Source organism: Streptomyces sp. NPDC023541 (assembly GCF_055559995.1).
Genome location: NZ_JBVHJO010000020.1, coordinates 84766 through 99380 on the forward strand (window position 1 = coordinate 84766; position 14615 = coordinate 99380).

The 14615-nt window shown below is 69.1% G+C and carries 12 protein-coding genes and 1 pseudogene; 8 read left to right on the top strand and 5 right to left on the bottom strand.

Annotation, left to right across the window (positions count from 1 at the left end; all coding sequences use genetic code 11):
* Positions 1-65: 65 nt before the first annotated feature.
* Positions 66-470 carry an STAS domain-containing protein gene (locus ACZ3X1_RS32695; protein WP_362627736.1) on the bottom strand — a complete coding sequence of 135 codons (405 nt, stop codon included), beginning with the start codon at positions 468-470 and terminating at the stop codon, positions 66-68.
* A 368-nt stretch (positions 471-838) separates the two neighbouring features.
* Between ACZ3X1_RS32695 and ACZ3X1_RS32700 the strand changes: the two genes are divergently transcribed.
* Positions 839-1447 carry a ferredoxin family protein gene (locus ACZ3X1_RS32700; protein ID WP_467282549.1) on the top strand — a complete coding sequence of 203 codons (609 nt, stop codon included), beginning with the start codon at positions 839-841 and terminating at the stop codon, positions 1445-1447.
* A 323-nt stretch (positions 1448-1770) separates the two neighbouring features.
* On the opposite strand, the gene ACZ3X1_RS32705 is transcribed toward ACZ3X1_RS32700, so the two are convergent.
* The 3 genes from ACZ3X1_RS32705 to ACZ3X1_RS32715 all read right to left on the bottom strand — a co-directional run bounded on the left by ACZ3X1_RS32705 (position 1771) and on the right by ACZ3X1_RS32715 (position 5857).
* Positions 1771-2328, bottom strand: coding sequence for an FxLYD domain-containing protein (locus ACZ3X1_RS32705; RefSeq protein WP_467282551.1), 558 nt, complete (start codon positions 2326-2328; stop codon positions 1771-1773).
* A gap of 1021 nt (positions 2329-3349) precedes the next feature.
* The gene (locus tag ACZ3X1_RS32710) at positions 3350-4276 is read right to left on the bottom strand and encodes an immunity 49 family protein (protein ID WP_467282553.1); all 927 of its coding nucleotides are present in this window, start codon (positions 4274-4276) and stop codon (positions 3350-3352) included.
* 741 nt (positions 4277-5017) lie between these two features.
* Entirely contained in the window at positions 5018-5857 is an 840-nt protein-coding gene (locus ACZ3X1_RS32715; RefSeq protein WP_467282556.1) for a hypothetical protein, read from the bottom strand.
* 409 nt (positions 5858-6266) lie between these two features.
* Here ACZ3X1_RS32715 and ACZ3X1_RS32720 point away from each other — a divergent pair.
* From ACZ3X1_RS32720 to ACZ3X1_RS32745, 6 genes and pseudogenes are all read left to right on the top strand, one after another.
* Positions 6267-6736 (top strand): annotated as a pseudogene (locus ACZ3X1_RS32720) (SDR family oxidoreductase); the annotation flags it as partial.
* A 997-nt stretch (positions 6737-7733) separates the two neighbouring features.
* The gene (locus ACZ3X1_RS32725) at positions 7734-9350 is read left to right on the top strand and encodes a right-handed parallel beta-helix repeat-containing protein (protein WP_467282558.1); all 1617 of its coding nucleotides are present in this window, start codon (positions 7734-7736) and stop codon (positions 9348-9350) included.
* A gap of 248 nt (positions 9351-9598) precedes the next feature.
* Positions 9599-10135 (top strand): TetR/AcrR family transcriptional regulator, encoded by a 537-nt coding sequence (locus ACZ3X1_RS32730; protein WP_467282560.1) that lies wholly within the window; start codon positions 9599-9601, stop codon positions 10133-10135.
* Positions 10136-10716: 581 nt separating this feature from the next.
* Positions 10717-11145 (top strand): hypothetical protein, encoded by a 429-nt coding sequence (locus ACZ3X1_RS32735; protein WP_467282562.1) that lies wholly within the window; start codon positions 10717-10719, stop codon positions 11143-11145.
* Positions 11146-11153: 8 nt separating this feature from the next.
* Complete coding sequence (locus ACZ3X1_RS32740; RefSeq protein ID WP_467282588.1) at positions 11154-11324, top strand: barstar family protein; 171 nt, start codon at positions 11154-11156, stop codon at positions 11322-11324.
* Between the two features lie 317 nt (positions 11325-11641).
* The gene (locus tag ACZ3X1_RS32745) at positions 11642-12106 is read left to right on the top strand and encodes an LIC_13387 family protein (protein ID WP_467282564.1); all 465 of its coding nucleotides are present in this window, start codon (positions 11642-11644) and stop codon (positions 12104-12106) included.
* Positions 12107-12487: 381 nt separating this feature from the next.
* On the opposite strand, the gene ACZ3X1_RS32750 is transcribed toward ACZ3X1_RS32745, so the two are convergent.
* Entirely contained in the window at positions 12488-13060 is a 573-nt protein-coding gene (locus ACZ3X1_RS32750) for a snapalysin family zinc-dependent metalloprotease (RefSeq protein WP_467282566.1), read from the bottom strand.
* An 854-nt stretch (positions 13061-13914) separates the two neighbouring features.
* On the opposite strand from ACZ3X1_RS32750, the gene ACZ3X1_RS32755 reads away from it, so the two are divergent.
* Positions 13915-14550 (top strand): VOC family protein, encoded by a 636-nt coding sequence (locus ACZ3X1_RS32755; protein ID WP_467282568.1) that lies wholly within the window; start codon positions 13915-13917, stop codon positions 14548-14550.
* The last annotated feature ends 65 nt before the right edge of the window (positions 14551-14615 follow it).

Below are 14615 nucleotides of genomic sequence, written 5' to 3' on the forward strand. Positions count from 1 at the left end.
TGGAGCGGCGAGGAGCGGGCGCCGAGGAGTGCGACCGTCCCTGTGAGGAACAGGCGCGGGCCTCGCTACACGCCGGACAGCCATCCGGCACCGAAATCCGACAGGTCACGTGCGCGCTGCGCCCGCTCCTCGATCAGCCGGCGAAAACCCGCCACGGCGTACCGCTCCCCGGTGGCCGAGCCCCGCCCGCGAATGCCGGCGACATCAGCCATGAACTGCTGGGGCTGGGGCTGCCAGCCGACGACCATGACACGCAAACCCAGGCTGTCCGCCCGCCGGTGCAGGGCCAGGAGATGGAGCAGTCCGTCGGCGTCCATGGAGATCGCGCCGTGCAGGTCGACCATGAGGTCCCGCTCACCAGTGGTGACGCCGTCCAGCGCCCGCTGGAGCACCGCGCCCGCGTCTCCGTCGAGTGCCCCGGTGACGCTGACCAGGACCGTGCCGTGACGCTGAATGTTCGTGGTGATCAATGCGCTCTCCTTCCGCCCGGGGGCGCCGGGCCCTCGGGGCTCCCCATCCTGGCGCGACTCCCCCTGGACGGACGCGAGGCTCGCTGACGCCCCACACCAACGTGGACAGCGACGGCTGTGAACTGCATGACGCCAAAGTGGCCAAGTGGAAGCGAAAGTCACAACCGGTGTGACGTCTCGGTGTCCTGGCTGGCGATGCGGATCAGCGCGTGCCTTCGGGGTATGACGGTGAGTTTCTTCCACACAATGCCTCAGCAGTACGGCCGTGTACGGCAGGTGGGTCGCACCGCCAACGGGCTGCGTCCGCTGCCCGGTATCGACCTGGGCGGCATCCCTTCCCACCCGTGCCGTCTGACAGGATGCGGACCATGAGTTACTGGGACCCGCTACCAGCCGTCCGCGCCGCGGAGAGCGGGCCACTGCCCGCGCCGGACGGTGGGACGTGGCTGCCCTCCGCGAAGTTCCGCGGCAACTGGTGGAACACCCGCCCCGAACGCTGGGCAGAACGCGACTGGCGCAACGTGCCGGGCCCGTTCTACGGGGCCGGGACCGACACCTGCTGGATGGGCCGGCTGATCGCCCCCGCGCACGTGCTCTACGACGACGAGTGGGGCGCCGAGTTCGTCTACCGGCAGCCCCGTAACACCACGCAGGCACTGGCACTGCTGGGCGCGGTCGCGCAGGACCCGATGGTCGGGTACGCCTGCGACGGTGACGACCACTGGACTCCGGAGCTCGTCCGTGACTGGTGGACGGGGCGGGGCCGGGTGCGGGAGTGGGCCGCGGCCCTGGACCGTACGTGGTCCGTCTCGGACCGGTCGGAGGAACGCGAGGCGGCCGGCGGGGGCCGGGAGTACGTCGCCTACATCGACGGAGGCCTCGCGGAGGACCTCCGCGCCTACCTCTTCTGGCTGTCCGAAGGCCGCCCGGCCGACCCCGGCGAACCTTTGCCCACCCTCCCCCTGCGCGGGGCCTAGCGGGGTTCAGGGCCCAGGTTGCGGCACACAGGACGCGCCCTTGCCGGGCCTGGATGTCGACGCCACCGGCCAGGGGCAGATCACCGGGCTGGATGCTGCCGAACAGGGCCGTAACCGGCGACGTGTGACGGCAACCGGGGACCTGCCCGCGGTCGACAGCACCACGGGCCGGGAGCAGCACATGCGAAGGCCGCTCCCCACCGTTGCTATTGCACCTGAACTCCATGTCCGTGCCACCGTCGGCCGGCCGCGATGTCCAGTAGGCGGTCGCGCTCCAGTTCGCCGACCGTGAAGGGGGACGGCGGGAAGCGGCAGGGCAGCGATCAGGACGCGTAGCGGGTAACCTTCGTGACCTTGCATGTGATCTTGTCCGTGATCTGGTCCAGGCCTTGCGCCGTCTCTTCCGCGGCCTGACCGGGCGCAAGGTTGTTGGTCGCAGCGATGGCCTCGCCCACGCGGGTTCCCGCCTTGTTCACGAATTCCACGCTGATCATGTAGTTCGACTTCTTCGACGACCTGTTCGTGATCGTCAACTCTGCCTTCGCCCACTTCGTAGCGGAGTCCACCTCGCAGTCCGTGATCTCCACGTCCGCTTCGGCGCCGGCGGGTGGGGCTGGCTTCGACGCCGGGGGCTTCGCCGAGGCCGCCCCGGCCGCCTTCGGGGAGGCGGCCGTCTGCGAGGGCTCAGATGCGCTCCCGGCCGTGTCATCGCGGCCGCCTACGAGCGCCCCGGCGATGCCAATGATGATGATCAGACCTACGATCCCAAGGCATCCGAAGCCGAGCGCCTTGCCGACGCTCGACTTCTTCGGCTGCGGCGGGGGCGGGTAGCCGTACCCGGGCGGGGGCTGCTGACCGGGCGGCGGAAACTGCTGAGACATGAGAAACCCCCACAGGAAGCGATACGAATGCGGTCACGGCACGGGCAGGCAGGTCAGGGGGGCGGCGGCAGCCGAACCGGTATGGGAAGAGGCCGGCCCTGCCATGAGGCCATCCCATGGGGCCACGCCATAAGGCCGTGCCATGAGGCCATACCCTTCCAACGCGCGCGCCCTCCAGCGGTCACGGGCCGGCACTACGCGGGCTTCCGCACCACCCACACCTCGGTCCTGGTCTTCGATGGTGTGGTAGCGCGTGGCCGTCTCCAGCTCTCCTCGCGGTGGAGACAAACCACAGCAGGTGCCGGCCGGACTCTGAATTGCCTCACTCCAGCGGCGCGCCCGGCTCGTAGTCGGTGTCTGCCCGATGGAAGGGTCCTGTATGGACGGGGTGGAGTGGGACGGAAGTGGTAGCCACCGTCGCGCGCGTCGGGTGCACACTGCGCGGAGAGGAGAGTGCGCGACATCCTCAGCGCACGCGCGGTGCGCACGGATGCTGGGATGTCGTGCACTCTGCCAACAGACCCGGCTGCGGCTACCGGTAGCGGCCGAATTGGCCCCGGCCCTTCCTCCTCTCCCACTGCGGCCGCTTCCCGCTCCGCACTTTCCTCCGCCTGGCGCCGCGCGTCCGTTTCACCCCCCTGCGCGTCGTGCTCGTGCAGGCACGACCAGCACAGGTCGCACAGGTCGTCCTCCTCGCTGCGCCACGAGGACTGCCCGATCGCCTCCCAGCGGCCGTCCGTGAACTTGCCGCCACAGCGGCTGTACACGGGCCGCCGCGCCTCATGGCCGCGGCTTCGCGTTCCGCCTTCCGTCGGCGCCGCAGGGCGGTGATCGGCACGGCCCACCCACCGCCCGCGCCGTCCACCCGGAGGCCGCCAGCGCGAGGGGTGACGCCGGTTGCCCCCTGGGCAGGTGCGTGCTCCGCTTCTGAGATGGGGGCCGAGGATTCCGAGCACATGAAGGTCGTCCACCTGCTGTAGCCCGGCGGCCTGGCAACGACCGTTCTGATCGGCGGGCCGGGTCAGGAGCCGACAGGGGTAGGCGGCTTCAGGAGAGAGGTCGGAAGGTAGGCGGACCTGGTCTGCAGGTCCCAACCATGAACCTGCACGGCGAGGGCGGCCAAGGCGATTGCGCCTAGGGGGAGCAGAGTTCCGGGCGCGGGATCCTCCCCGACACCGGCACGGTGCTGCGCCAGTCGTTCGTCCAAGGCCCGCTCGAAGGCGCTCTGATCGTCGGCGAGCAGGACCCGCAGCAGGCGCTGGTCGGGACTCACCGCGTGGGCGGCATCCAGGGCGAGGGCAGCGTCCAATCGCTCATCCGTCGATGGCTTGGTCAGCGTCACCTGTGGCCAATCTCGGGGCAGGTGGCCGCGGGCCGGGGTCAGGTAGGCGCACAGGGCGTCCATGTGTGCGAGGTCGTCCGGTTCGGAGACGGAGTCCCGGCCGGCGTGGGGCAGGTTGTTGTGGAGCGCGGGTGCGAAGTCGCTGCGCAGGACGAGACCGATCGCCCGCTCCCAGTCCTGCACCAGACCGCTGGCGAGGCAGATGTCGAAGGCGTCGATCCATGTGCGCGCGGTGACCGTGTCGGTCGCGTCGTGCGTCTCGTCGTAGTCCAGCTCTTCACTGGTCAGACGCGTCCCGGTCAGAGGCAAGGGGATCTCCCAGTCGCCTCCGGGAGTGCAGCCCAGGTCGAGCACGCCCAGGCGGCATTCAGCAGCGGTGACCAGGGCGAGGCGGGTGCGCTCGTCGTCGAGGTCGGGATCCTGAGTGGTGCGCGCTGCGACGTGGTCGAGCAGCTCGTGGCCGAGTTCCTCGAGCATCACGCGCATTGGGTAGCCCCGCTGGTAGACGTCCTCGAAACGCTCCTGCACACGGTCCGCCTTGTCACCGAGGGCCTGGTCCAGACGCTGCTGGTTCACGCGATGGCGTTGCGCGTGGTTGATCTCCATCCGTGCATCCTGTCAGCCGCCACCGACACGTCGTAGAACGACCGCAGCGCGGTCTCGCAGTGCGTCCGCGTCGTCGCCGCGTACATCAGCCCCGGTCCCGCCCGTCCCGTCACCGAATGCGGCACCCCCCCGCCGGCGCCCTGGCCACCGACCGCACCTTGGTGTCCGCGGTCTGTCGACGCCGGTGCACCCGCACGGGCTTCGGCGCGATCGCCATCCACCGCCCGAAGTCCCGGGCCTCCGCCCGGGCACCCGGCCGCTCCACCCCCAAAAGCATCCGGGAACCGCCACCAACGCAACAGATCCATCCCGTAGGAGCGGATCGTTCGAGGGCAGCCGCGAACACGCCTGTTCTCGGCGAGAACGCCGAGACCGGCTCCACCACGTCCCCGATGGCGGCCAGCAGGTACGTCTGGCTTGGGACGGCACTGGCTCATGAACGCTCGCCGGCGTCGGCCGGCCGTGCCCTTCAGCGTACGGGTGCCGGCCGAGCCCGTCGTAGTGCCCGGCCCCGCGCGGCTCAGCCGTCTGCTGTGCAACCTCCTCGACAATGCCGACCAGTTCAGCCCCGCCGGTCTGCCGCTCGAGGTCGAGCTGACGGTGGGCACCCCGGGCCGGGGCCCGGAGCTGACAGTCGCGACCACAGCCCCGAGTTCTCAGCCCCGGGATCTCACCGCAGGACCTCCCGCACGTCTTCGACCGCTTCTACCGCGCTCTGAACGCGGGAACCGGGCGGGTGCCTCAGGGGAGCCCGTCCTGGGTCGCACCGATGTGGGTCCAGTTCCCGAACTGCCCAGCGGGGAAGCCCACCAGGTTGATGAAATCGCCGCCGTCGTCGAGCTCACCCGATGCGGCGGCCCGCGTCTGCTGGTTGTAGAAGAACAGCCGACGGTGGGTGGGCACGATGTGGGTCCACTTTCCGAACTGTCCGGCGGGGAAGTCCTTGAGGTTGACGAAGTCGCCGGCCGCGTCGAGCCCGCCGGTTCCGGCTGCCCCCGTGCCCTGGCTGTAGAAGAAGAGCTTCGAGGCACCTCCGTCGAAGACGATGTGGGTCCAGTCCCCGAACTGCCCGGCCGGGAAGTCCATCAGGTTGATGAAATCGCCGCCGTCGTCGAGCTCACCCGCTCCGGCCGCCCGTGTGCTCTTGCTGTAGAAGAAGAAGCGGGCGAGAAGATCACCGCCCGCGAAGAGGACATGGGTCCAGTCCCCGAACTGTCCGGCGGGAAAGTCCACCAGGTTGAAAAATTCACCACTGGCATCGAGTCGACCGGTTCCGGCTGCCCGCGTGCCCTTGCTGTAGAAGAAGACCTGGACGCCGTCGGGCGATATGTGGGTCCAGTCCCCGAACTGCCCGGCGGGGAAGTCCTTCAGGTTGACGAAGTCGCCGCCCGCGTCGAGCTTTCCCGTTCCCGCCGCCCGCGTGTCCTTGCTGTAGAAGAAGAGCTGGCCGCCACCGGGCACGATGTGCGTCCAGTTCCCGAACTGCCCGGCGGGGAAGTCCACGAGGTTGACGAAGTCGCCACTGCCGTCGAGCCTGCCCGATCCGGCGGCTCTCGTGTCCTGGCTGTAGAAGAAGAGCATGGCGTTTCCTCCCGCTTCTCACACTTCCGACTTCTTTCGGAGTTCAAGAATTCAGGGGCAACTCGTTGAGTCATCAACGGCCTAATTCATTTCTCTTCTGAGCTTATGTCAGGAAGGATGCCGATGCGACTCATGTAAATGTTGAAGCGCGATCGGATCGCGGGTCTCGGACGGGATCCCAATGGGAGGATCTTCACCTCAGCGGGCTCCGGGCTGCATGGGCGGTGGGGTGGAGGATCACCGGCCGGGTCGGCGGATTCCTATGGGGCTTGGGCCACAGCGTCAAGCCGCCGCCGATGGCAGACGATTGACCCGCCGAGCCGACGGCGAGGCCTCCGCACCATGGTGACAATTCGCCGAGCCTTCTCTACAAAGGAACCTATGCAGAGAAGGCTCTGCAACCTACGCTCTGGGCATTTCCGACGAGCCCGAACGAGGCCTCACCCGTGATACCGCACGGGCCGTCTTCCCCGACGGGGTCGAGGCTGTGGAGGGCGACTTCGACGAAGTTTGTGTCGTGGAAGCCCGCGCTGGAGGGAGTGCGGTTGCTTCCCCTCGTCCCGCGCCCGGACTCAGCCGCCGACATTCTCGAAGCCACCCGGCAGGGCGTGCAGCAACGCCGTGCTGGTGTCGCCCGTCACGGTCCAGACCCACCCGCACCTCGGGCCCATGGAGCAACTCCTCAAGGCAAGCGGCACGGCCTGGACGATCCTGCGGCCGATGCAGTTCGCCCAGACCGCGCTGCCAACCATCCACCCTGCGGGCATCGCATCTGCGGCACGCGTGGCACTGACCGAGCCCGGCCACCGCGGACGCACGTGTGCCTTGACCGGTCCAGAGCTGGTGACCGCCCGACAGCAGGTCGAAGCAAACGCGGCACACTGACGCCGGGCCCGGGGACGTACCCTGCGGCCTGGGCGAGCATCGGCTCGAAGGGAAGGGTGAGAACCACTCGGGAATGCGCTCCTTACCGCCGCTCCGGGCCCGGCACCCGACATCCCCCCGGCCAGACGTCCAAGGGCTGTCCCGTAATCCCCGGCGGGCGCACGACGACAGCCACGGCACCTCGCCGCGTTGTCGGAACGCCCGGATACGCCCAGTATCGGCACGCTCCTCCGCCTTGCGATGAACCACGTCTGACGCCGCGCGCTGATCCACCGGGGATTACGGGACAGCCCTTCGGGCGCGTGGATACGGCCAGAGAGGCCCCGCCGAATCAGGCTCCGGGGTGGGCCGACTTCGGCTGTGACTCCACACGCCATGCCCGGCACTCCTGACAAAGGGGCTCTGCGGATGATCACGTGGCGTGAGCGTCCCGCAAGAGCTTCACGCAGCTCTGCGTCGGCGCCGCTCCCCGTCGCCGCCACGACAGGTGTGGCGGCATCCCCGGGTCGGGGCACAACTACCCCTGTGCCGCTGGGATGCGCTTCCCGAGAGACCACCGATGGTCAGCTTTAAGCCAGTTCGCGGCGATCCAAGGCGGTGCTGGCGCGATCGCAGCCCGACCTGGCGGTGAACTTGCCGGGTTCCAGCCCTCCCGGATTCCGAGCCTCCGTGCTGTGACGCGCCAGGCAGGCCGGACTCCCTGCGGCGCTCCGCAGCGTCTGCCAGACAGAGCACCAGCATGACTTACCGTCAGAACGTTTACACATAGTCCGGGGTTGTGTTCATTTTTCGAGTCTGGGACTGTCACTCGAGTAACTCACCCCCCTCACAGCGGACTTCGGAGCGCAATGACTTCCGGCTTCGCTGCCCGGCGCCTTGCCCCGGCGCGGCGAGACGGACGACGTGTCTCCTTTGCGTGCTCTCTGCTCGCGGCTACGGCCCACGGAGGGCACCACCGCTTCGCCAGGACAAACTGGGAGACCAGGCAACAGTGAAACGCACGAGCACCCTCGCCCTGACCGCAGCACTGCTCGCTTCATCCGCCCCGCTCGGCCTAGTGACCATGGGAGCCGGTACGGCACACGCCGCGGCCCGCACGTACTTCGTCAGCCCCAGCGGCAACGACAGCAACTCGGGCACGTCCGTCCAAGCTCCCTTCCGGACCCTCCAAAAGGCCGCGGACACCGTCGAGCCGGGCGACACCGTCTCGATCATGAACGGCACGTACTCCGAGCGTTCGGAGGGGTCGAACGTGCTGACCATCAAGCGCTCCGGCCTCCCCGGAGCCCCCGTCACCTTCACCGCTCATCCCGGCCACCATCCGGTGATCCACCCGGTGAAGGCGTGGAACGGCATCAGCGTCCACGGCGCCTCCTACATCTCCATCAAAGACCTCGAGATCAAGGGCAACAACGCAGCCCTCACACCGGCCGGAGCAGAGCGCGAATCGAAGAAGGGCGACCCCACCTACAACACGAACTGCATCGCCGTGGAACAGAACCGGTCCACGGGCGCGCTGTCGCACCACATCGAGGTGACGGGCAACGAGGTGCACGGCTGTGCCGGCGGCGGCATATCAGCCATCGACTCCGACCACGTGACCATCTCCGGCAACCACGTGCATGGGACCTCCTGGTACACGGTGTACGCAACCAGCGGCATCTCCGTCCTCACCCCCCGCGACGTGGGTGGCGGCGACGCCGGAACGTACAAGATCCGCGTCACTGGCAATCGCGTCCACGACAACGAGACCAAGATCAAATGGGAGAAGTGCGGCTGCTACTCCGACGGCAACGGCATCATCATCGACACCCTCAAGGGCGACGCCGATCACCCCGCCTACAACGGACGCGTACTGGTGGCCAACAACCTCTCGTACGACAACGGCGGCTCCGGGATCCACTCCTACAAGAGCCAGCACGTCGACATCGTCCACAACACGGCCTACGCGAACGGGCGCAGCACCCGGATGGAGAGCTACGCCAACATCTTCGCGCATGACAGTACCGACGTGCGGCTTCTGAACAACATCGCGTACGGCCGACAGGGGCAAGCGACGAACAGCAAGTCCCGCAACGTGGACGTCACCTACGACTACAACATCTACTTCGGTGGAAAGGCGCCCGAGGTCCAAGGCCCGAACGACGTCATCGCCGATCCGAAGCTCGCCAAGACGGGCACCGGGGCGGACGCGGACTTCCGCCTGGCCAAGGACTCCCCCGCCGCCGGCTCGGGTACGCCGTTCGCCGCCGTCACCACCGACTTCACCGGAGCCCGCCGGGCCGGCGGCGCGCCCGACCGGGGCGCCTACGCCTTCGGCGCCAAGAGCAGCGGCATCACGGGAAGTGCCTCCGAGACCGCCTCCCCCGGCCGGCAAAGTGACGCCCCCGCCGGGAGCGGCCAGTCCGCCGGAAGTGATCCCACCAGCTCACCGGGCGCGCAAGCCACCGACGGCACTGACAGCGGCTCCGGGCTGAAGCCGCTCAGCGGAAGCGGTCCGCTCGCAGAGACAGGCGGTTCCAACCCGGTGCTCCCGCTCGGCATTGCAGCGGCGGTCCTCACCCTCGGCGGCGGCCTCCTCTTCGCGGCGCGGCGCAAGCGCTCCTGATCCCTTCGGATCACTGAGGGCCTGAAGACGTGGTGCCGGCCCCGCCCCCTCTCCCAGGGCCGGCACCACCGCGCGCCCGGCGCCCGCCGGATCCGCACGCACGAGCCCGGTTCGCCGAACGGGCTTCGGCCCCTGGCAGACTGGCCGTTATGACGGCGGCAAGGCATCGGATCGAAGTGGCGACACTCACAGGTGGGCCGGTACCTGACCCCCCGCGCATTGCCTGGCGCAAAGAGATGAGGCGGCGCGTGTTGGACGCCGCTCGCGACCTCACATGCGAAGCCGGGTGGGACCAGGTCAGCCTCTCGGCCGTCGCCGCCCGCGCCGAAGTGTCGCGCCCTTCGGTGTACAAGGAGTTCGGCAACCGCGCCGGCCTGGGCCGTGCGCTGGTAGTTCTTGAAACCCAGCAGTTTCTGGCGGGTGTGACCGATGCTCTCTATCCCGGCGTGCCCGACTCCCATGACTGCCTCCGGGCGGCCATCCTCTACGTGCTTCAGGAGGCCGACAGTCAGCCCCTCATACGGGCTGTCATCACAGCCGCCCGACAAGGATCCGACAGCCTCCTGCCTTACCTCACCGCCCGAGCGGACCCAATCTTCGATGCCGGTCAAACCCTCGTCCAGGGCTGGCTGGCTACGCGATACCCCCAACAGCCCACAGAGTCTCTGGCGATGGCCGCGGACGTCATCGTCCGCATGACCATCAGCCACCTCATCCTGCCGGCCGACGAACAACACCGCACCGCCCCAAGACTGGCGACTGCAGCCCTGAAACTACTGCAGTAGGTCGACCTGCACCGGGAACAGCTGGGCGTTGCCCCGAATGCAGTTCGGCACCGGGCACCTGGCAGGGTGATGTCTGTCTGCGGCAGCGGGGCACGGCCGGTGCGGTTTGACCCCGCGGGCGAAGTTGAGTGTGCCGGCCGTGCCCTTGAGGGCGCAGCCCGCAAGGTGCGTCTTCGCGAGGTCGAAGCAGCCCAGGCCGTCGCTGAGCTGCTCGGCGTACGAGAGCTTCGTCGGGGCTGTGTCGCGGGCGCCGCGCAGACGGCCGTACGGCTCGTCTCAGCGACCTCGTTGCGCTGCTTGCGGGCGCTGGTGAGTAGGGGTGGTGACGGCGTCGACGACCGCCGGGCAGGCTCGGGGCGTCCGTATGATCAGGGGCGATGCGAACATCAGGGCGGGGTGGCGAGGGGCAGAAGTACGCACTGGCCTCGGACGAGAGCGATTTCTGGGGTTTTGCTCATGAGGCCGAGGGGTTGTTCACGCCCCTGCCGGATGAGGAGGGAGCGCGCCGAGTGCTCCTCGCGGGCTGTCTCCCCCAGGGTGGCCTTCTGAAGAGCGTTGACCACGTCGCCAGTCGTCGTGCCGTGGCGGGTGACGCCTGGTTCGAGCTTCTCGACGGCGACGGCGCCATCATGGGAGCCTACTTCTGCAACGAGGTCACCCTCGTCGATGTCGAGCCCTCCGCCCGCGGAGCCGGCCTCATCGACCTCACGGTGACTCTGTGGTGCGAGAACGCTCTGGCCGGAGCGGAACCGGTGTGGGACCTGCTCAGGACGGACAACCTGAACCGCACCGGCATGTGGCACGGACTCGCCCCTGAGGACAGACGAGCGTGGCTCTCGGTGGCGCTGCGGTCCCGGGAATACCACCGGCAGGGAAGGCCCGACGCGCATGCAGGCCAGGCGTTCCCCCTGGACGGCCGGCACATCGTTGACAGGGACACCTTCTACTGCGCGATCGGCGAGGCCATCAAGGGCCCGGCGGATACTTCGGCTGGAACCTCGACGCTCTGAACGACTGCCTGGGGGGTGGCTGGGGCGCCACCACTCCGTTCACCTTGCACTGGGAGTCCTCGACCGAGACCAGGGCGCGGTTGGTAGAGCGCGTGCCCGTCGGCGGTCGCGAGGTGGTGCTGTTCGACCTGCTCATGGAGATCTTCGATGAACGAGGCGTGAGCGTCATCCTTCGGTGACAGCAGGTGGCTTACAGAGTCTGCGGCAGAAACACCCCGAGGGTCATCACCAGGCGGTAGGCCACCGCAGCGGTCTGCGCCGCCTCTCAACAGCGCCTCGGCGAACGGCTCGGGCGCGGGCGTATGGGGTATTCGGACGCCATCAGCAGGGCATCCCTCGGTCGGACGAGGCGGCCGACCGCCGGAATCAGCAGTGCGCGGTTCCCATCCGGTTTGCTCTGCAACCGCCCCCACCCACGGCCCTCTACATGTGTAGAGTGCTGGCAACGTCCTCTACCGATGTAGAGGGCGGCCTCGTTCGACTTCAAGGAGCCACGGTGAGCGCGACCGTCACACCCGTTCTCGAGCGCAAGCCCCAGCCCAAGCCGCTGCGACCCTTCAGAGTCGGGGCCGGCGGCTTCGTCCTGCTGGGCACGGGCCACCTCGCCCTTGCGGCCGCGACGGCGCTGGCCGACCCCACCCCCGAGCAGCAAGCTTCCTCGACAGCCATGCGGGAGTCGAGCATGACCCTGCTCGGTCTGGAACGCAGCACCCTCGACATCGTCCAGGGCATGAGCCTCGTCATGGCCCTGTTCGTCATCGCGTGCGGGCTCCTCGCCCTCACCGCCGTCCGGCACGCCCCGGCACTGGTCGAACGGCGCACCGCCTTCGGATGGATCCCCCTGGTCGCCTCACTGGTGGGCCTGGCGATATCCGTCCTGCTCCTGCCCATGCCGCCGATCGTCGTCCTGGCCGTCACCAGCTGCGCCTTCGCTCTGTCCTTGCGCCGGGCGACGCCCTGATCCGGTCGCGGCGGGGCGTGCGCAGCGCGCCCCGCCGGTCGTCCCGGCAACCCCGCCGCACCGACCGGGCAACCGTGTGCACCATCTCGAGTCTGGGCTGGAGCTCATCCCGGAGGTCTTCCGGGTGAAGGAGCGGTGCTGTGCACGGTAGTTGGGTACCGTCTGTCCGTCTGCTGGACCCACGTCAGCCGAGGATCGCGCGCTGGCCGTACAGAGCCCCATCGAGAGTCGAGGGGAACCTCTGGCAGGACTCGATCAACGCCCGCTACCCGCAGCCGAAGCTGCTTCCCGATGGCGGCGCGGCAGTGGGCCGGCACGGCCGCCCTCCGGGAATCCCGTCCCAGCCAGGGCCCCGCACCGGCCCACCCGCCGACTCTCCGATCAGGGGGCGTCGATGAGTATCCGGCCGTCGGTCGGCACGGTTGCAGCGAGCCCGTTCGCGTACGCGTTCTGCACGCGGGACCGCTCCGTCGCGTTGGGCACGGCGTTGGTGCAGGCGGTCCCGGCGCTGGACCCGGACATCAGCTGGGAGCACGGCCCCGGCTTGGTGTCCGGGAGGCCGAGGCTGTGGCCCAGTTCGTGCGCAGCGATGCGCGTCTTGTCGTAACCCTGGCTCACGGCCTGCGCGCCGAGTTCGACTCGGACCTGCCGCCCCGGACGGACCGGGCCGAGGGTGGCTTGCGGCCAGCCGGTGGTGGCCACGATGACGATCTCGGCCCGGGCCCCGGGCGCGGCCTCCACCAGCCGTACGTTACTGACGTTCGCGTTCCAGGAAGCGACCCCGGCCGCGATGGCCGCTTCCCAGCCACCGGCCCGGCTGTCGTCGTAACGGAGTGTCACCACCGCTGCGGTGGCATCCGGTATGGGTGCGGGTGCTGCGGTCGCGGCGGTCGCCGCCGCGAGGACCAGCGCGGCGGCGGAGGTGCCGACTCTTAACCAGGTGCCCAGAGACATGGTCGTCTTCCTTCATGCGTGGGGGGACCCGGCTCCTCGGCGGAGCCGGGGCACTGGAGACGCCGCCACCGCCCGCCTGTGGTCCGCGGGTTCGGACAGCCGCCCCTCCGGAGCCCTAAGAAGGTAGCCCCGCACCCCATTAACACGTCATGCACCTGCCAGCCAATTCCCGTGGGCACTCCAGCCGATGCCCGGTCAGTGGGCGGCACCATCCAGGGGCACGCGCGGCCGCGCTCGGCGAGCGGGCTACGGACGGCCGCGTCGGCGCAGCCGTACGGCCACGGACGGCCCGGCCGCAAAAGCAAGAAACCGAACAGGCACGCCCATGACAGCCGGCCACCTTGGCGATTGCGCCGGCCGGCAGCAGCTCAGTGAACCCGGGACAGCCATGACCACCACCGCTGCACAGCAGGAGCAGGGACATCCGTTCCGTTCTGGCTGACGCCCACCTGGTGCCACCGCCGCACCCATTCACACGCCGGGGTGGTGGCTGTCCGATCGGCGGCGCGCCTACCCCGCCGGAACCATGAAGGGGAAACGGGCGACCGAGCTGGAGGAGCTCGGGATCGTGTGGGACACCGCCGACGCCCGCCTCAAGATCAACCCGGCGGCGGCGCGGACCCACTACGAGCTGCACTGAACCCTCGCCGCACCGCGGCACGCCACCGCGCTCGACCAGACCGTCGGACAGTGGCTCACCAACGTCCGCCGGCCCGGCGGGCTGGGCAAGGACCGCCCTGGACTCCGAAGGTGCCCTGGCCGGCGACCTGACCGCGGGCCGAGCCGAGGCGGGCGGCGGGCGTGGCGTGGCGTGGCGTCGAGATTTGTGCGGGTTGTCGGGTGATGATGGCGCGGTGCGACTTGATCACGTGTCCTATGCGGTGGCCCGCGACAGCTTCGTCTCGACCGTCCAGTGGATCGGATCGGCCCTCGGCGCCGGCTTCGTCGACGGGGGCGTGCACCCGCGGTTCGGCACCCGCAATTTCATTCTCCCGTTGAGCGGCGGCACCTACGTCGAGGTCGTCACCACACTCGACCACCCCGCCGCCGACCGCGCACCCTTCGGCCAGGCGGTCGCGCGCCGCGCCGCCGAGGGCGGCGGCTGGCTCGGTTGGGTGGTCTCCGTCGACGACATCGCCCCGGTCGAGGCCCGCCTCGGCCGCACCTCGGCCGAGGGCCACCGTGTCCGCCCCGACGGGTTCGACCTGAGGTGGAAGCAGATCGGCCTGCTGGAACTGCTGGAGGACCCGCAGCTGCCCTATTTCCTCCAGTGGTTGGTGCCCGTCGAGGAGCGTCCGAGCGCCGACCCGCGCACGTCCACCACCATCCACGGGGTCTCCATCGCCGGCGACGCCGCCTCCATCGCCGAATTCCTCGGCGAACCGGCCGACCACCCCCTCGACCAGATCGACGTCACCTGGGTCGAGGATGAGGAACCCGGCCTGGTCTCGGTCGAGTTCGCCACTGCCAACGGCCCGGTCACGATCTGACCTGGGCCCGACTGCCCGCGGGAGCAGCCGGCTGGGGCCTCCTGCCGGCGCTTGTGTCTTTGATG